The organism is Arthrobacter sp. ISL-28, assembly GCF_018613875.1.
Taxonomy (GTDB): Bacteria; Actinomycetota; Actinomycetes; order Actinomycetales; family Micrococcaceae; genus Arthrobacter.
This window is the reverse complement of record NZ_JAGGPJ010000047.1, coordinates 1-17,750: the sequence shown is the minus strand read 5'-3', so window position 1 is coordinate 17,750 and position 17,750 is coordinate 1. Positions and strand designations below refer to the sequence as shown.

General features: G+C 65.0%; 16 protein-coding genes, 1 tRNA gene and 1 other RNA gene. 8 read left to right on the top strand and 10 right to left on the bottom strand.

The window, feature by feature from the left end; genetic code table 11:
- The 5 genes from J7E80_RS22455 to J7E80_RS22435 all read right to left on the bottom strand — a co-directional run.
- Positions 1–1,357: aspartate kinase (locus J7E80_RS22455; RefSeq protein ID WP_215054422.1), on the bottom strand; the 1,357-nt coding region annotated here is incomplete at its 3' end.
- Between the two features lie 122 nt (positions 1,358–1,479).
- The gene (gene recR, locus J7E80_RS22450; RefSeq protein WP_215054421.1) at positions 1,480–2,079 is read right to left on the bottom strand and encodes a recombination mediator RecR; all 600 of its coding nucleotides are present in this window, start codon (positions 2,077–2,079) and stop codon (positions 1,480–1,482) included.
- 187 nt (positions 2,080–2,266) lie between these two features.
- On the bottom strand, positions 2,267–5,707 hold the full coding sequence (locus J7E80_RS22445) for a DNA polymerase III subunit gamma and tau (RefSeq protein WP_215054420.1): 3,441 nt from the start codon (positions 5,705–5,707) through the stop codon (positions 2,267–2,269).
- Positions 5,706–5,802: signal recognition particle sRNA small type (gene ffs, locus J7E80_RS22440), an RNA gene on the bottom strand. Before ffs ends, J7E80_RS22445 begins: the two co-directional genes overlap by 2 nt.
- 60 nt (positions 5,803–5,862) lie before the next feature.
- Positions 5,863–6,186, bottom strand: a complete 324-nt coding sequence (locus J7E80_RS22435; protein ID WP_215054419.1) for a hypothetical protein — start codon at positions 6,184–6,186, stop codon at positions 5,863–5,865.
- Here J7E80_RS22435 and J7E80_RS22430 point away from each other — a divergent pair.
- Both J7E80_RS22430 and J7E80_RS22425 read left to right on the top strand, forming a co-directional pair.
- A complete protein-coding gene (locus J7E80_RS22430; protein WP_215054418.1) occupies positions 6,185–6,337 on the top strand; it encodes a hypothetical protein in 153 nt (50 codons plus the stop codon). The two genes, J7E80_RS22435 and J7E80_RS22430, sit on opposite strands and share 2 nt — an antisense overlap.
- A tRNA-Ser gene (locus J7E80_RS22425) sits at positions 6,323–6,410 on the top strand. The genes J7E80_RS22430 and J7E80_RS22425 overlap by 15 nt, the downstream gene beginning before the upstream one ends.
- Positions 6,411–6,462: 52 nt before the next feature.
- On the opposite strand, the gene J7E80_RS22420 is transcribed toward J7E80_RS22425, so the two are convergent.
- Positions 6,463–7,371, bottom strand: a complete 909-nt coding sequence (locus tag J7E80_RS22420) for an oxygenase MpaB family protein (protein ID WP_215054417.1) — start codon at positions 7,369–7,371, stop codon at positions 6,463–6,465.
- A 338-nt stretch (positions 7,372–7,709) separates the two neighbouring features.
- On the opposite strand from J7E80_RS22420, the gene J7E80_RS22415 reads away from it, so the two are divergent.
- The 3 genes from J7E80_RS22415 (at position 7,710) to J7E80_RS22405 (ending at position 11,029) form a co-directional block, all read left to right on the top strand.
- Complete coding sequence (locus J7E80_RS22415; RefSeq protein WP_251037256.1) at positions 7,710–9,458, top strand: M23 family metallopeptidase; 1,749 nt, start codon at positions 7,710–7,712, stop codon at positions 9,456–9,458.
- Between the two features lie 145 nt (positions 9,459–9,603).
- Positions 9,604–9,987: a hypothetical protein gene (locus J7E80_RS22410; RefSeq protein WP_311380922.1), complete on the top strand. Its 384-nt coding sequence runs from the start codon at positions 9,604–9,606 to the stop codon at positions 9,985–9,987.
- Between the two features lie 130 nt (positions 9,988–10,117).
- Entirely contained in the window at positions 10,118–11,029 is a 912-nt protein-coding gene (locus J7E80_RS22405) for a phosphodiesterase (protein ID WP_215054416.1), read from the top strand.
- Between the two features lie 55 nt (positions 11,030–11,084).
- Here J7E80_RS22405 and J7E80_RS22400 read toward each other — a convergent pair whose 3' ends face one another.
- Together J7E80_RS22400 and J7E80_RS22395 are read right to left on the bottom strand one after the other, a co-directional pair.
- On the bottom strand, positions 11,085–12,722 hold the full coding sequence (locus tag J7E80_RS22400) for a stealth conserved region 3 domain-containing protein (RefSeq protein WP_215054415.1): 1,638 nt from the start codon (positions 12,720–12,722) through the stop codon (positions 11,085–11,087).
- 79 nt (positions 12,723–12,801) lie between these two features.
- Entirely contained in the window at positions 12,802–13,734 is a 933-nt protein-coding gene (locus J7E80_RS22395) for a hypothetical protein (RefSeq protein ID WP_215054414.1), read from the bottom strand.
- A 147-nt stretch (positions 13,735–13,881) separates the two neighbouring features.
- Between J7E80_RS22395 and J7E80_RS22390 the strand changes: the two genes are divergently transcribed.
- Positions 13,882–14,181 carry a type II toxin-antitoxin system VapB family antitoxin gene (locus J7E80_RS22390; protein WP_215054413.1) on the top strand — a complete coding sequence of 100 codons (300 nt, stop codon included), beginning with the start codon at positions 13,882–13,884 and terminating at the stop codon, positions 14,179–14,181.
- The gene (locus tag J7E80_RS22385; RefSeq protein WP_215054412.1) at positions 14,174–14,848 is read left to right on the top strand and encodes a LytR C-terminal domain-containing protein; all 675 of its coding nucleotides are present in this window, start codon (positions 14,174–14,176) and stop codon (positions 14,846–14,848) included. The genes J7E80_RS22390 and J7E80_RS22385 overlap by 8 nt, the downstream gene beginning before the upstream one ends.
- A gap of 2 nt (positions 14,849–14,850) precedes the next feature.
- Here J7E80_RS22385 and J7E80_RS22380 read toward each other — a convergent pair whose 3' ends face one another.
- Together J7E80_RS22380 and J7E80_RS22375 are read right to left on the bottom strand one after the other, a co-directional pair.
- Positions 14,851–15,501 carry a TetR/AcrR family transcriptional regulator gene (locus J7E80_RS22380; RefSeq protein WP_215054411.1) on the bottom strand — a complete coding sequence of 217 codons (651 nt, stop codon included), beginning with the start codon at positions 15,499–15,501 and terminating at the stop codon, positions 14,851–14,853.
- Positions 15,502–15,569: 68 nt separating this feature from the next.
- Entirely contained in the window at positions 15,570–16,289 is a 720-nt protein-coding gene (locus J7E80_RS22375; RefSeq protein ID WP_215054423.1) for a DsbA family oxidoreductase, read from the bottom strand.
- Positions 16,290–16,476: 187 nt separating this feature from the next.
- Here J7E80_RS22375 and J7E80_RS22370 point away from each other — a divergent pair, with 187 nt between their 5' ends.
- Positions 16,477–17,580: a glycosyltransferase family 4 protein gene (locus J7E80_RS22370; RefSeq protein ID WP_215054410.1), complete on the top strand. Its 1,104-nt coding sequence runs from the start codon at positions 16,477–16,479 to the stop codon at positions 17,578–17,580.
- Positions 17,581–17,750 lie beyond the last annotated feature (170 nt).

Genomic DNA, 17,750 nt, shown 5'->3' with positions numbered 1-17,750 from the left:
AGCGGCCGGTGCCGCCGTAGACGGTGGCTTCTGCTTCGCTGTCCAGATCGAAGGCCTTGTGGATGACGCGCACTGCCTCGTCCAGGAGGTCCGCGTGCGTCACCACGGAGATGCGGATCTCGGACGTGGAGATCATGTTGATGTTGATGCCCGCATCGGACAGGGCCTTGAAGAACGTGGCTGAAACGCCGGGGTGGGAGCGCATTCCCGCACCGATCAGGGAGAGCTTGCCGATCTGCTCGTTGTACTCGATGCTCTCAAAGCCGATCTCGGCCTCTGCTGCACGGAGCGCCGCAAGGGCATCGGCGCCCTCGACGATGGGCAGCGTGAAGGAGATGTCCGTGCGGCCGGTCCCGTGCGTGGACACGTTCTGCACGATCATGTCGATGTTCGAGTGCGCGTCCGCGATCACCTGGAAAATTGCGGCTGCCTTGCCCGGGATGTCCGGAACACCCACAACAGTGACCTTGGCTTCGGACCGGTCGTGTGCAACACCGGAGATGATTGGCTGCTCCAAGGCAACTCCCTCTTGGGTCTTGATCTTGTCGTCAGCGCCTGGCATGACCCAGGTGCCTTCGTGCTGGCTGAATGAGGAACGGACGTGCAGCGGTACACCGAACCGGCGGGCGTACTCCACGCACCGCAGATGAAGGATCTTGGCCCCGGAAGCGGCCAGTTCCAGCATTTCCTCACTGGAGATGCGGTCGATCTTCTGGGCCGATGGCACCACGCGGGGATCGGCCGTGTAGATGCCGTCCACATCCGTGTAGATCTCGCAGACATCGGCGTCCAATGCGGCGGCGAGGGCGACAGCAGTCGTGTCGGAGCCGCCGCGGCCCAGGGTGGTGATCTCATTGGTGCTGCGGCTCATGCCCTGGAAGCCGGCAACGATGGCGATGTGCCCCTTGTCGAGGGCTGTCCGGATCCGGTGCGGGTCCACGTCGATGATCCGGGCCTTGCCGTGGATGCCGTCGGTGATCATGCCAGCCTGGGATCCGGTGAACGACTGGGCTGACGCGCCGAACTTGTTGATGGCCATGGCCATCAAGGCCATTGAAATGCGCTCGCCGGCGGATAGCAGCATGTCCATTTCCCGTGCCGGAGCTGAATCCGTAACCTGCGCGGCAAGGTCCAGCAGCTCATCCGTGGTGTCGCCCATCGCCGAAACCACGACAACGACCTCGTTGCCGGCCTTCTGCGCATCGACAACGCGCCGGGCAACCCGCTTGATGCCGTCTGCGTCGGCCACCGAGGAACCGCCGAACTTCTGCACAATGAGCTGGGTAGTGGCGGCCGGGCTGACAGCCAGCTCCTGCGGCTGCGGCGCGGTCTTCACATCGGTACTGGGCATACTCATGCGTGCACCCTCACTGGATCAATCGGAGTTTTGGAGGCCGGACGGCCTTGCGGCACGGCGGCATAACTAAGATCAGTTTATCGCCGTCCCCGTCCCGGCGTTGAATTGTGACCCTGCATCAGTCAGCTCAGGGCGTTGCGGCGGCCCTCGAAAGCACGGCCAAGCGTGACCTCGTCGGCGTATTCGAGGTCGCCGCCGACCGGAAGGCCGGAAGCGAGACGCGTCACGGTGATGCCGATCGACTTGAGCATTCGTGCCAGGTACGTCGCCGTTGCTTCCCCCTCGAGGTTGGGGTCGGTGGCGATGATGATTTCCTGGATGGCGCCGTCATTGAGGCGGGTCAGGAGTTCGCGGATCCGCAGCTGCTCGGGGCCGACGCCGGCGATCGGATTTATCGCCCCGCCGAGCACATGGTACCGGCCGCGGAAGGAGCGGGTGCGTTCCACGGCCAGGACATCCTTGGATTCCTCCACGACGCAGATGACGGACGGATCGCGGCGCGGATCCCGGCAGATGTTGCAGAGCTCCTGCTCGGTTACGTTGCCGCAGGCCGTGCAGAACTTGACGCGCTCCTTGACCGTGGTGATGGCGTCCACCAGGCGTTTCATGTCTTGGGGGTCGGCCTCGAGGATGTGAAAGGCCAGCCGCTGAGCCGACTTGGGCCCGACCCCGGGCAGGCGTCCCAGTTCGTCGATCAGCTCCTGAACTGCACCCTCGTACACAATGTCCTCGATTACTTGGTTGAAGATTGCCTGCTGTTGCCGTTTGTGGCACGCCGGTCATGGGGACCGGCACTGTGAAGCCCGGGACTGTGAGTCCTGGACTGGGCAGTCCAAAACGGTGGAATCCAGGACAGTGAAATCCGGGATTGCGGAGTTGAGGCCGCAAAATTAGATCGACATGGACTGGCTAGTAACGGGGCAGCAGCGGACTTCCGTCCAGCGACCGTTCTTCTATCAGCTTTCCGCCCAGAATACGCTCAACCGCGGCCCTGCCAAACACGCCCGACTCCTCAATGGTTTCGTCGTCTGCGCTGGGTATGTCCTGAGCGTAGGACTCCGCAGACTCAACCCGGCGGGCCGGTGCCTTGGCCCGCCCCGCTTCGGCTTCGGGGCTGTTCGACAGCCGCTGGTAGAGGCTGAGCTTTCCGTTGCCCGCGGGCGCATGGGCAGGCGCGGCTGCTGTACCGTGGGCCGCCTGTGCCCCCGGCGGCGCTGCTGCAACCTGGGCCGCCCCGACACGGGGATGGGATAAGGGCGCCGCGGTGGGTGCGAACGCCGCTGCGCTCGCCGCCGGTCCGGGAGCGGAGGCCATGGCGTAGGCAGGAGTGAACTCGGGCATCCGCTCATCAGGTTCGGCTGACGGAGCCTGTGCCGGGATATGTGCCGTGGTACTGCCATTGCCCGGGGCCTGCACCGGAATTGTCCCGGAATCACCGGCGGTCGCCGGATCCGTAGGGAACCCGGCCGGCCGGAATCCGGCCGACGGGAATCCGACCGGCGGGACCTGGGCCGCGGCCGGTTCATATCGCGGAGCAGTTGATGCCTGAGGCGCCGCCTCCGTTCCGCCCTCGTCGGAGTCGTCTGCGTACTTGCCCACATTGCTTTCTGGGCCGAGGAGCCAGACACCGGGGGCCTGCTCGACGGCACGGGACCAGGGGTCGCCGGACGTGTCGGCTGCCTGGCCCTGGCTTGTGCCTTGGCTTGTGGCCGGGACGCCCTGGCTGGTGGCGGGGACGCGGACCGGTGCCGGATGGGGCACGTCCGGGACGGACGGGGCGTTGCGCAGCTGGGACCGTGGTGAAGGTTCCCAGTCCATAGGCGGCTCTTCGTCCAAGGGCGGCGCGTCCTCGTCGAGCGGAGGTCCCCAGTCGTCGTCGGGATAGGAATAGGAGCCGCCCTTATGCGTGTCGGCCGTTTGACCGCCGACGGCGGGCTCGCCCATGACAGCGGGGTCAACGGCAGCGGGGTGCAGGGCAGACGTGGCTTCCGGAGCGGAGGGCTGGCCTCCCGCATTGCCAACCGCCCCGCGTTGGGCAGGAGCCGCTGCAGGGGGAAGCGTCCGGCCCGGCCCGGCGGCCTGAGTGGCCATGTGCCCCGATACTGCCGCGGGAGCCGATGCCGAAGGAACCGATGCCGAAAGAGGCGCTGCGGAGGGCGACGCCGCGGGGGGAGACACCGCGGACGGCGAGGTGCTTGAGGCCGCTGGCGCGGGTGCGCTGGACGTGACTGCACTGGAGGCGGGGGCGCTGGACGTGACTGAGCTGGAACCGACTGCTGTGGCCGGAGTTTCCTGCACAGGCTCCCGCGCGGAGTCAGATGCTGCAGGGCTCAGCCCCCAGTCGGCATCTGTGGTGGTAGCCGGAATGTCCCGGCTAGTAGGCGCTTTTGGGTTTGGTTCAGAGCTCGCTGCGCTGTTAAATCCGCTGGCCGTTGCGGTGATCTGGCAGTCGATGCCTATCGTTTTGTGAATGGCCTGACGCAGGTTCTCTGAATGGTCGGCACGCCCAAACGCCCCAGCCAGTCCGGGCGTGGAGAAGACAAGCGTCAGCACTTGGCCGTCGAACTGGCCGACCTGGGCATTCGGCTCCACAAGCGCCCAGGTGCTGCGCTTGATTTTGGTGAGGGTCTGCAGGATCTCCGGCCACGCGCGCCGCAGCACTTCGACGTCAGCAGATGCACCGGCGGGTGCGGGAGTTGCCGCACGTGGCGCAGGCACAGGTGCAGGTGAGGGTGCAGCCGCAGGCCGCGATTCCGCGGGAGGGGCCGCCGCCTGGCCGCCATGAACCGGCTGACTGAGCTGGGCTGCGGGCTGACCAAGCTGAGTGGGCTCCGGTCCCCTGCCGGCAGTGGTTTCCTGAGGTGACCGGCGTGCGGCGGGCTGCGGCTCATCCACCGGCCAGTCTTTGGTGCTGATCCGGGGTGCGGTGATGGGCTCCCGCTCGGCCGCCGGACTGGAGGGCGGAACAGCAGCTGCCCGGGCATCGGGTGCCTGGATGGCAGGCGAAGTGGCCGCCTGACTCTCTGCCCGGGCAGCAGCGGCGGGCTGCTGCGGTGCGGAAACGGCCTCCGGAGCCGGGGCCGGAGCCGGGGCTGGCGGAGCGGCGGCTGGGGCTGGGGGAGCGGCGGCTGGGGAACCGACGTCGTTCCCCGCGTAATTCAGTCGCCGCTCCACACGGTCGATCCGTGCCGCAATGCCGCGTTCGGTCTGTTCGGCGCTGGGCAGCAGGATGCGCGCACACAGTAGCTCAAGGTGCAGCCGGGGTGATGTGGCACCGGTCATTTCCGTCAGCGCCGTATTGGTGACGTCGGCGGCGCGGGACAGCTCTGCGGCGCCGAGGTTGTGCGCCTGGTTCTGCATCCGGGCAATCTGGTCGGCGGGCATGCCCCGGAGGATGGACTGTGCGCTTTCGGGCATCGCCTGGACGATGATGAGGTCCCGGAAGCGTTCCAGGAGGTCCTCGACGAAGCGGCGCGGATCGTGCCCGGTCTGGATCACCCGGTCAACGGCCCGGAACACCGTTGCGGAGTCCGAGGCGGCAATCGCTTCAACCACGTCGTCCAGGAGCGAAGCATGCGTGTATCCGAGGAGTGCAACGGCGAGCTCGTAGTCCAGGCCATTGGGCCCGGCTCCCGCCATGAGCTGGTCAAGCACGGACAGGGAGTCCCTGACGGAACCCGCACCAGCGCGGATGACCAACGACAGCACGCCGGGCGCGACGGGAACGTTTTCCTGCTTGCAGAGCAGCTCAAGGTATGCCATGAGCGGTTCCGGCGGCACCAGCCGGAAGGGGTAGTGGTGCGTGCGGGACCGGATGGTGCCGATGACTTTGTCCGGCTCGGTGGTGGCAAAGATGAACTTGATGTGTTCCGGCGGCTCTTCAACGATTTTCAGCAGGGCGTTGAAGCCGGCGGAGGTGACCATGTGGGCTTCATCGATGATGAAGATCTTGTAGCGGTCCCGAACCGGGGCGTAGGTGGCGCGTTCCCGGAGGTCCCGCGCATCGTCAACACCGCCGTGGCTGGCGGCGTCGATCTCGATCACATCGAGTGATCCTGCACCGCCCCGGGCCAGTTCAACACAGCTCGGGCAGACGCCGCAGGGGGTGTCTGTGGGCCCTTTTGCGCAGTTAAGGCAGCGGGCCAGGATGCGGGCCGAGGTGGTCTTGCCGCAGCCGCGCGGCCCGGAGAAAAGGTAGGCGTGATTCACGCGGTTCTTGCGGAGGGCCGTCATGAGCGGCTCCGTGACATGTTCCTGCCCGATAACGTCCGCGAACGAATCGGGGCGGTATCTACGGTAAAGGGCGGTAGTAACAGTCACAGAGAAAACCCTACCAATCGGGACTGACATAAAAGACCCCCCATGCACCCGCCAGAGCCCGTCTACCCTTGCTACCTTCCGGTCCTGGGGGAGTTCAACAGGATGACGCCACATGAGGGGCCGTCAGACAGTTTACCCGAAGTTTCGGTGTCCCCCGAATCGGCCCGGAAAGCTGCCGGTTCCGGTCACCGGTGCCCGTTCACAGGCCAGCTCATGAACGCCGGCTCCTCGTAGGGGTGCGCGGCACGGAGAGCCTGAACAACGCCGTCGAGCAGGTCATCAGCGACAACGCACTCGATCCGGACTTCGGGTACCTGCTCGGGTGTTCCTTCCGAGCCGATAAACGGCCGGGAGCCGCTCAGCGGCGTGAAGCGCCCGGTGCCGTGCGACGTGAAGGAGCAGTGCGAATAGTCGCCCAGGTGTCCGGCCCCGGCGTCGCCGATAGCGGCCAACAGGGCGTCGGCATGCGAGTCCGGAACGTAGACGACGAGGGCGTGGAGCTGCGGCATGGCAACCATCCTGCCAGCAGGAGTTCGGCCCGTCACGGACCGGCGGATAATCCCGAAAATGGCGGCCAAAACGCTCAATTGGGCGATGCCGGAAAGTTCGGGTATTCTAGTATCTGCTTTTGATTCAGAAGCAACTGGAGAATTCGCCTAGCGGCCTATGGCGCACGCCTGGAACGCGTGTTGGGTTAACGCCCTCGGGGGTTCAAATCCCCCATTCTCCGCCACCGGAAGCCCGGTTCTGACAATGTCGGAACCGGGTTTTCTGTTGCCTGGGGCCTACGCCACGCCCAGCCTCCGGAGCCGCCGACGGGCTGCCTGCTCGCTCGGACCCCTGCTGCCCAATGCAAGGCGTACGACGGCGAGAGTCACCTTGGTAGCCAGCTTCACCGGAAGGGGCAGCGGACCAAGATGTGCCTTCCGCAAGCCAAGCATCTCGCGGTATTTGGGTTCCAGGCTGAGCACCGCGCCCGCGAAGAGCACCCGGTATCCCGGCAACAGGAAGGGATGCAGCGGCGGGTTACGGATGAAGGCCACTGTCTCAGCAACCCTTTCGTCAGAGCGCAAAGAGCCAGTTGCGTGCCATGCATCCAGATCCCGCTTGAGCTCCGCTTCGGTCAGGGGCGGTGAGTCGATGCCCATGAGCCGGCCGGCCTGTGCCCACTCGCGGACGTAGGCGTCGGGTCCGCCCGGGATCTTGCCGCCCCACTTCTTGTGCACGGTGAGGAACGATTCCGTAAATGTGACATGCACCCATCTGAGCAGGTCCGGGTCATTCGCTGAATAGTCCCGGGCAGTGCCCGCCCCGTCGACGTACGTGCCGCGCACAGACTCGTGAAGTCGGAGCACCGCGTCCGTCGCGGCGCGGGCATGATCCGTGGAACCGTACGTGACAGCATGAATCCAGCGCGTCGTCCGGGCAAGACGGCCGAGGGCGTCCTCATGGAATTTGGAGTGTTCGTAAACGCCGGCCATGACCCCCGGGTGAAGCGTCTGCATCAGAAGTGAGCGGATCCCGGCGATGATGGTCGGCATTCCCCGGTGGACCGTCCAGACTGCGGATCCCGGGAGAAAAAACCCAGAGTCGTTCCCTTGGGCAAACTTTTCTGCCCATTCGGGCGGCGAATCAGGGCTGCCGGTCAGCGTTCGTTTGACCTCTGCCTGCCATTCCCTGAGGAAATTGCGCATGTTCCATTGTGCTCACAGAAGCGCCCGCTTAGTCAGGATGTGGGGCCTTTCTTGCCCAGCCGACGGCGGTGATCCGGCGTTACGCGGTGCCTCATCGACAGCTGAGCAGCCACCAGGCGGGCCGCGACGAATGATGCCGAAATTGGGGGATAAGCCTATAAAGCGCAGGGATCCACCCCCCAGTTTTAGGGGTTTCCCGGCGCCTTCTCCTGTGGCGACAATGGAGGACATGCTCGTCGAGAACAGGAGTTTGGCGGGTCCGACATCAGGAGAATTCAGTGGTAGTTCATGGGGGAAACCAACACGCACCGAAGGCTAACGGGCCTGGACGGATTGCTATGCGAAGCCTATCTGCGGCGGTGGTCGTAGGCTTCTCCGTCTTCGCCTTCGGCTTCCAGGTGCCGGCAAGCCAGATCCACACTCCCCTGGGCGCCCTGGACGATGCAGCCGTGCGGGTGGTCCCACCTGCCGGCGTCGTCGGCCCAGCGCTACTCGACCCGGACAGCACTTCCGAGGGATACGCCGTTGGCGTCACTTCCGAGGGACAGGCGGTTAACGTCGTAGCGGGGTCGGCCGCAAGAGTACCCTATGGCCGGACCGTGGTGGAGACAGCTGCCAAAGGCGCCGCCACGAAGTTCAGCATAAATCCACAGAGCCCCGGTGTCGCTTCCATGGCGCTACGACGGCCAGGTCCCGGTTTCCTCATGGCGCCGCTCGAGGTCTTGAACCCGAGTTCCCCATTCGGACATCGGCGAAACCCCATTACGGGTGAAGCCGGTGAATTCCATTGGGGCAAGGACTTCTCGGCGCCCTGCGGCACTCGCGTCTACGCTGCCGACTCAGGCGTGGTTCGCGCCGCAGGATGGCATCCATGGGGCGGTGGCAACAGGGTGGAAATCGACCACGGCAACGGGATCATTACTACTTATAACCACCTGCAGGCCGTGGCTGTCCACAAGGGCGACCGGGTCCGCGTTGGCGAGGTCATTGCAGGGGTGGGAACCACAGGATCCTCCACCGGGTGCCATCTCCACTTCGAAGTCATCAAGGACGGACATCACCAGGATCCGGACAAGTGGACTCTGCTGCCCATCAGCCAGATCGAACGGCTCAAGCCGGCTGTCATGACGAGCTTCGACCCCACTGCTGCAAGCCTTTCAGGCTGGGCGATTCCGTTCCTTCGCGGCAATACCGGCGACAGCGGTTCACCATCCGCTTCCTACTACGACGCCCGGCCCCTGACCGGGACGCCTTCAGGCGGCACCAGCTCCTCGTCGAGGCCAAGTTCCACAGCCACACGGTCGCCTGAAGCCACCACAAGTCCGGTTCAGACGATCGCTCCCGAAGCTCCGGCCAAGACGAAGCCTGCCCCAACGCCGACGACAACGAAGCCGGCTCCGACCACCACGACGCCGACACCGCCGCCGACCACCACGACGCCGACGCCGACGACTGATCCTGTCCCGGCAACGCCTGATCCTGACCCCACGACGCCTGATCCTACGCCCGCGCCGGACCCGTCAACGGACCCCGCCCCCACGCCGGACCCGTCAACGGACCCTGCCCCCGCGCCGGACCCGGATCCCTCAACGGACCCTGCCCCTGCGCCCGGACCGGTGGAGCCCGAACCAACTCCTGGGCCATCGCCGGAGCCCGAGCCGATCCCTTCGAGCGAGCCGGCACCCGCGCCGGTAATCGAGCCGGCACCCGCCCCGGTAATCGAGCCGGCACCCGCCCCGGTAATCGAGCCGGCACCCGCCCCGGTGCCCACTCCGTCCGCGGCTCTCGTTGAGCCCGCGCCCGCTCCGGCACCCGTGGTGGTAGCGCCGGCGCCCGCTCCGGCACCCGTGGTGGTAGCGCCGGCGCCCGCTCCGGCACCCGTGGTGGTAGCCCCGGCGCCCGCTCCGGCACCCGTGGTGGTGGCACCCGCTCCGCCACCCGTGGTGGTGGCACCCGCTCCGCCACCAGTGGTGGTAGCGCCTGCTCCGGCACCCGTGGCGCCTGCGCCGCCAGCCGCGCCTAAGCCTACGGTTGTCCCTGCTCCAACAGAACCTGCGGCTGCACCTGCAGGAACACAAGTGCCGTGACGGCGAACCCTGCCGCACGGTAGTCTCGGGCGGCAGGGTTCCCCGTCGGGGCTGTTCACCACCTGGTGAGGAGGTCGAAGGAATGCAACGGAGGCAATCACCGTTGTCATTAATGACGACCATGCAACCGGGCAGAGAGCACCATGTGACTTCCCTCTCCACGGTTCCGCCGGACCTGAACGACGGAACCGGAAGTGGCTTCGGCCGCTTCACGGGGAATGCGGTGCTTTCGGTGAATGCCGCTTCGGAGTGCGGCTTTGGCGTCACTTTCCCGCTGACCGCGACGGCACCTGTCCGCGGCACGGCACAGCGTCCGCTGTACATCGAGTTGACCAACTCCGAGAAGAACATCCTGCCTGGCACCGTGACGAGGAACTTCGGGAAGTTCCTCGTCACGGTGCCGGCGAAGTTGTGGGGCGGTTCGCCTCCGCCGAAGTTCCGGTATCGCCGGAACTTCGGCAAGCCATCAAAACGGTCATCGCCTGATGTCCGCCTAAGTGAAACGAAAGCGAGGAGCGTTAGCCAGTAAGCGGGAGGCATCGTAATTTTTCAACATGCCAGCTTCAGTTTTCCCAGAGTTTGCTTTTTATCTGGTTGGATAGAGCGTACTGAGAGGGACACTGGAGGCGCCCCGCTTCCTAACTACCGCGAAGGCAGCAATGGAGCTCATCGAGGCCGAGCACCCCAGGCCACGTCATTTTCTACTCCACCTGAGTGACCCCCACCTGTTGGGAGGTCCAGATCCGCTTTACGGCGCAATTGACAGCGAAGCCCGCCTGATCCAGCTATTCGACGAGGTTCAAGCGTCGGGAGCGCGCCCGGAAGCCGTGATTTTCACCGGCGACCTCGCGGACAAGGGAGACCCCGAGGCTTACGCGAAACTCCGTGCGATTGTTGAGCCTGCATGCCGGGATCTCGGCGCCAAAGTCATCTGGGCCATGGGAAACCATGACAACCGCGCTAATTTCCGTGCCGGTCTGCTGGACCAGCCAGGGAACGATTCGCCCGTGGACCACAGCTACTACGTCAACGGGTTGCGGGTCATCACCATGGACACGTCGGTACCTGGTTTTCACCATGGTGAGCTCAGCGCCGACCAGCTCGACTGGCTGGCCGCACAGCTGGAGACCCCTGCCCCGGACGGCACCATCCTGGCGTTGCACCATCCGCCGGTTCCCTCGGTGCTGGACCTGTCAGTGCTGGTGGAGCTCCGTGACCAGGCCTCCCTCGCAGCCGTGGTCCGCAACTCGGACGTCCGAACCATTTTGGCAGGTCACCTGCACTACTCGACGACGGCGAGCTTCGCCGGCATCCCGGTGTCGGTTGCGTCGGCAACCTGCTACACGCAGGACCTCAACGTTCCGGTGGGAGGTACGCGGGGCCGCGACGGCGGGCAGGCCTTCAACCTTGTGCACGTCTACGAGCACACGATCGTGCATTCCGTGGTGCCGCTGGGAACAACGCCGACAGTAGGGGAGTACGTCAGCCCCGAGGAAACGGAGCGGCGCCTGGCCGCGGCGGGGATCCGCATTCCCGAGCGGGCCAACCGGCCAGTCCTCACGCGAAACTAGCCCAGTAAGCCAGGGCCCCCGCAGTCGTTACTGCGGGGGCCCTGGCTTACTGGATTTACTTCTCCCACGGCGCCTTGATGGGGAAGTACTTCTCAAGGAAGTCGGTGACGAGCTCTGCCCGTTCCTCGCCGGGAACCTCGGGGAAGCTGCCGTCATTGAGGCAGAAGAAGTCCATGTTCCGCTTCGCCAGCAGCTTGGGCAGGTAGTTCAGCCCGGCCCTGAGGGTGGTGTCCACGTACCTGACCTTGGCCGCGGTCTGCGTGACGGCACGGCCGGTGAGCAGCGCGTAGTAGTGGTAGAACGAGTTGGTCACCGAGATGTTGTCCGCCGCGCGGAAGGTGCTGGCTGCCGTCTTGGCGAATTCGTTCGGGAACTCTTCCTCCATCTGGGCCACCACGCTGCGCCGGAGGGGCGCCGCGCTGTGCTCGAGGTGACGGGTGGTGATCCGGCCAAAGCGGTTCCACAGCAGCTTGCGGTTCACCCTGGCGGCATTCTCGAAGCCACTGCGCTCTGCGGCATTCTCGCCGAGGCCGATGCGGGTCTCCGCCTCAATGAACTTGGTGATGCCGCCGGGGGTGAAGAACAGGTCAGGCCCAACCGGGCGCCCGAAGAACATGTCGTCGTTGGAGTAGAGGAAATGCTCCGAGAGACCCTCGATGTGGTGCAGCTGGCATTCCACGGCCTGCGAGTTGTGGGTGGGCAGCACGGAGGGATCGGCGAAGAACTCCTCGCTCCGGACGATCGTTACGGACGGGTGATCCGCCAGCCACTCAGGCGCGGGGGAGTCCGTGGCGATGAAGATGCGGCGGATCCACGGCGCGAACATGTAAACGGACCGGAGCGCGTACTTGAGCTCGTTGATCTGCCGGTATCGGGCTTCGTGGTCGTCGCCCTCGCCGAGGACGGCGTTGGCCTGCCTGGCCCTCCGTGCCGCGATGTACTCAGGGGAACTGCCATCCACCCAGGAGAAGACCAGGTCGATGTCGAAGCTGATGTCGCTGGCGTGGTCCGCGAACATGTTCTCAATGGTGGGCCAGGTGTGCCCGTACCGTTCCACCGTTCCCCGCACGGCGTCCTGAGTCAGCATGGTCCGCCGCGTCAGGGAGTTCTCGATCGGCAGGATGAGCTCATCGCCCTCGAAACTCCACAGCTCCACCTGCACGCCTGCGGAAGCTCCGAACTCGAAACCGCCGGTCGGCTCTACGCGGGGCCGGTACAGCCGGAAGATCCGGGCCTGCCTGCTGGTGGAGAGCTCACCGTCTGCCACCAGCACTGAGGTCTTCTTCTTGGCGTCCACAGTCATGGAGTAAAAGGGCTCGTTCCGGCACGCGTCAACCAGGGCAGCCCGCAGCTTCTTGCGGTTCTTCCAGTCCAGTGCGATCACCGGGCGGTCATTGTTGCCCCGGACCAGCAGGTAGTCCAGGCCGGCTCCTGCCAGCACATTCCGCAGGAACAGCAGGTCCTCCACCATGGCCTGGTACGGTGTCCGGTTCTGGTTGATCAGCGCGTACCGGCCCGAGCGGCGGACGACGTCCGGGCGGTGCTTAAGGCGCGCAACAGCAGCCGGCGACGTTACTTCCGCGAGTGCCGGGACGTCCTCGGAAGTCTGTACGCCGTAGTAGATGTCATCCTGGACCGTTACGTCTGTAATGGTGATTCTCCGTGCTGCTAGGGGGTGAGCTCTTACTTGCATGATAGCGCTGCAACAAAAACTGCAAGGAAATTATCGTTGCCCGGGGGCTTAGGGACGATACAAAGCGGCGGAAGCGGCCTCAGCCAACCAGCGCCTCGCGCCACCTGCGCAGGAAAGCCGCGCCGGCGTCGTCGTGAATAAGGGTGGCTTCCAAGCCCAGGTCGACGGCGGTCAGAATGTCGTAGGGCTTGACCGGCACGCCGTCCGCGGGCCGGACATCCACATGCTTGACCGGGTGGTCGTTATGGTGCAGCCAGTCGGCCATGGCGTAGTCCGTCCGGGAGTCACCCACCGTCCGCCAGGCCTGAGGCGTGACGCCCTGGGCCGCCAGCAGTTCCACCGCCCGGCTCGCGCCGAGGTCCTTGCCGAGGCGGACGGATTCGATGTCGGTGGAAATGATCGTCGGATCCACCCGGTAATCGACCTCGTCATCGGAGTTGGGCTCGTGATGGTCCAGCCGCACGACTCCCAGGCCGTGCCGCTTCATCAGCTCCATTGCTTCAGCGTCGAACAGCTCCTGCTCGGCGAGATACTCGGCATTCGGCACTTCGATGTGCTGCTCCACGGACACCATGGCGCGCTTGGTCTCGTCGAAGAACATGTGCGAGGAGTAGTCCTCGGCCACCATCCGGCGGATATCGTCGCCGTAAGCATCGGGGACAGCAAGCTCGTGGTCCACATGGATGGGTCCGGGGCCGGCAGCCGTGTAGCTGAACCAGACGGCGCCTTTTTCGCAGATTGCGTGAATCAGAGTTCCGCTCGGCATGCCTGCCGCAATCATGGGTTCCATGACCTGCTCGCGAATGAACGCGTCCGAGCGGCCCGTGTTGAAAATGACCGGGATGCCGGCGGTGGCCAGGGCAACGAGGTCCGCGATGATTTCGGGCTTCACGTTCCGGGTGACAGGACTCGCCACCGGGCCGTCCACGTCCAGGAGAAGAGCAAGGGCAGGGGACGACGGCGTGTGGGCGCCATAGGCGACAGCGGCAGCATTCGCTGGAGGTGAAGTCATGGCTCTATTCTTACAGCTGCCACCTTCGCGGCGCCCGAGGCTGCTGCAAGCGGGTCCGATGTGACACATGGTTACTGTTTGGCTACAACCTCCAGCCGGGGCCGGTTCCACATTCCTTTGAACAGTCAACGTGTTTACGCTTACATCGTGATCTTCAAAGCTGTGGGCGAGGGACGCCCTTACCCCGACCATGGTTTCACCACGCCGAAGGACTGGGCAGCCCTTCCGCCCCGGCCCGTGCGGCTGGATGAACTTGTGACCACCAAGCGGACCCTGGATCTCGAAGCCTTGCTGGCCGAGGACTCCACATTTTTTGGCGACCTTTTCCCGCATGTTGTGCAATACAAGGGAACCCTCTACCTGGAGGACGGCCTGCACCGGGCCGTCCGGACGGCGCTTCACCAGCGCACAGCCATCCACGCCCGCGTGCTGGTGATCGATGGCTAAAAAACCCAAGGACGTCACGGTTCTCCACGGCCACCGCGTCATCACAGGACCGGAGCTCCGGGCCACGTTCGTGGAGCCGGATGACGCCGTCAGCAACCGCCGCAGGCTTCGCCGCCGGATCCTCCACGGCGTAGTGCTCGTGCTGCTTCTTTCGCTGCTTGTTGCCGGGATCCTGGGAGCCCTCGCCGTCATGAACGGGCAGATCAAACTTCCGACGCCCGATGAAGGCCAGGCAAAGGCATCCGCCTGCCCCGCCACGACGTTCGACTACCTGCCCCCTGCCAAGGTCAAGGTCAACGTCTTCAACGCAACAAGCCGGGCGGGCCTTGCCAGGTCGGCCGCCGACGAGTTCAAGGCCCGGAAATTCGGCGTGGGCAAGGTGGGCAACATTGAAACGGGTTACCGGGGCGTGGCGGCCGTCGTGTCCGGCGCCGCCGGGCAGGCCGCAGCCTTCACCGTCCAACGGAACGTGCCGGGTTCGGACTATTTCCAGGACGGCCGCTCGGATGCCAGCGTGGATGTGATCCTGACCGGCGACTACCGGGGCCTGGCCAAGCCTGAGCTGGTGGACCAGACTCCTGGCCTGCTGAGCTGCCCGCGCGAAAGCAGGCGCATCACCGATGAGGCCCAGCTGCCGGTCACTCCCACACAGACCGCCAAGCGCTGATCCTAGCCGGCCGCCCCTGGCTGCCCGCCGAGCCGAACGGGCCGGCCGGCGTCGTCGAACCTTGCACCGGCACCCAGCTGGATGAAGCGCACTGTCCTTGAAATCCGTGCCTCCAGATCCTCCGCTTCCCCGTTCCCGCGCGCCGCGCTGGAGGACAGGGTTCCGTGGATCAGCTGCGCCTGCTGCCGGACGTCGGCCACGGGGAGGTAGCCCTGCTCCATGCCTTCGCGCAGGATGTCCTGCAGGAGGTCGCTGAGGCCGCCCACATGATCAGCGAGCTTGGCGAAGGAAGCCGGCGACAGGACTGCGCCCATGGCCGCGCCCGGTGGCAGGTGACGGCGGCTAAGGTCTTCCACCTGGGCGCGCACATACAGGGCGAGCCGGTCCACTGGGTTGTCGAGACGGTTGAGGGACTCCCGCAGCTCCGCCAGAAATCGCTCCGTTTCGACCAGGGCGTAGGCGATGAGCAGTTCTTCGATGTCGGCATAGTAGTTGTACACGGCCGTGCGCCCGATTCCCGCATGCCGCGCCACGTCCGTCATGGTCAGCCCCGGCAGCCCATGCGTGAAGAGCAGTTCGCCGAAGGCGTTGAGGATGCGGCGCTGGGTCTCGGCGCGCTGCGCAGCGTTGCTGGGGGCCGAAATCCGTGGCATACGGACACCTTACCGCCATCTGTCACTAAAACCCGGGACAAAACTCCTGAGAAAGTAACCCCCGGCAATCAGACGGCGCAGCCGTCCGGACCGCACGCTCCGCCGTCCTTCGCCGCGTCCTCCGTTTCTCCTGCGTTGACCATCACGAGCGGATGTGATTCCTGCCAGGCCTGTTCGAGCGCAGCACTGAATGTGGCGGATGGCTGGGCGCCGGAGAGTCCGAACTTCCGGTCGATGACGAAGAACGGGACCCCGCTGATGCCCAGGGCCCGTGCCTCGGCGACGTCATGGCGGACGTCGTCGGCGTACTTGTCGGACGTGAACAATTCCGCGACCTCGCCGGCCTCGAGCCCCAGCTCCGCACCGAGTTCTGCGAGGTAGTCGCGGCTGCCGATGTCCTTGCCGTGCTCGAAGTGGTCGCTGAGCAGCCGTTCCTTGGCAGCGTCCTGCTTGCCATGCGCTGCGGCGAGATGGATGAGGCGGTGTGCCGTAAAGCTGTTGGCAACGACGACGGCGTCAAACCGATAGTTGAGGCCCTCACCCTTGGCCTGGGCGGCCACATGGTCAAACATCTGGGAAACCTGAGTCGGTGCCATGCCCTTGCGGGTGCTGAGGTAGTCGAGTTCAGTGCCGTCGTAATGCTCGGGCAGCGAAGGGTCCAGCTGGTAACTGCGCCACTGCACCTCCACCGAATCGCGGTGCGGGAACGCAGCCAGGGCGGCCTCGAAGCGGCGTTTGCCGATGTAGCACCAGGGACACGCGACGTCTGACCAGATTTCAATCTTCATGCTTGCCACAACCGCGATGAAGGTGAGGGCATTCCTGCGCGGCTGTGTTGGCTGGGCCACAAAAGGCCTTGTCATGGGCCCGCTTTCGGATCATAGTCGGAACAGTAGGCTAAGCAAATGCCTTTCGGAACAAACTCAGGCGTTGGTCATGGGGGAACCTGGTTTGCCGTTCTCCTGGAGGCCAAGAATGCGGATAGGACTAATAGCGGGACCGTGGATTCCGGTGCCGCCACCCACTTATGGCGGAATCGAACGGGTGGTGGACAGCCTTGCCCGCGGTTTTGCCGCCGCAGGCCATGAGGTCCTGCTGGCCGTTCCTTCCGACAGCAAATGCCCGGTCCCCCGGGTTCCGGATATGAGAAGCTCGGAACCTGTGGAACTGGGCACCACTCTGTCGGAACTGAGCCACGTGATACGCGCGTATCGGGGGATGGGTGATGCGGACATCATCCACGACCATACGCTTGCCGGTCCCCTCTACACGCACCGTCCCTCCTCGATGCCCGTGGTCACGACGATTCACGGAAACCTGACGCCTTCGGCAGTGGACGTTTACCGTGCCATCGGGAGAAATGCCGACATCATCGCCATTTCCCGGGACCAGGTCAGCCGTGCTCCTGACGTGCCCATTGCACGCGTTATCCACCACGGGATGGACCTCTCCACCGTCCCTGAGGGCACGGGCCAAGGCGGCTATGCATGCTTTGTAGGCCGGATGTGCCCGGACAAGGGGGTTCTTGAAGCCATCAACCTTGCCCGGCAAGCCGGAGTTCCGCTGCGTATCGCGGCGAAAATGCGCGAGCCGGATGAATGGTCCTACTTCCGGGACGTTATCGAGCCGCTCCTTGGATCCAACGAGGAGTTCATCGGGGAGATCGGGGATGCCGAGAAGTATGCCCTGATGGGCGGCGCCTTCGCCTTCCTCAATCCCATTCAGTGGTCTGAACCCTTCGGCCTCGTCATGATCGAAGCCCTCGCCACAGGAACGCCGGTGGTGGGTACCCCCATCGGGTCAGCACCGGAAATCGTGGAACACGGCACCACCGGATACCTGGCTTCCCTCGAGGAATTGCCGGCGCTTCTGGCCCAGACTGCCTTGATCAGCCGGGCCGCCTGCCGCGCCTCCGTCAAGAAACAGTTCAGCTCCGAACGCATGGTCGCTGACCATCTGGACTTGTTCCAGCAGATCCTGGAGCAGGGATCGCCGCGCGGGATTTCCGGGCCAGGCGCGTTGCACGAGGGCGCGGTGCACGACAATCAGAGACAGGATTCGCTGGCATCGGGTGCCTGAGGGCAGCCACTAGCTGGCGGCCGCGGACTCTACGTCGGCGTGCACGGGCGACGGCCGTCAGCTCAGCCAGCGGCCCGGCGTCGTCCGCTGTTGCCTTACAGATGGTGTGCGCCGTGAAGGTCTCCCGTTTCAGCCCTTGGCGCTGAAGGCGGCGTCGAAGCTGCTCTGGG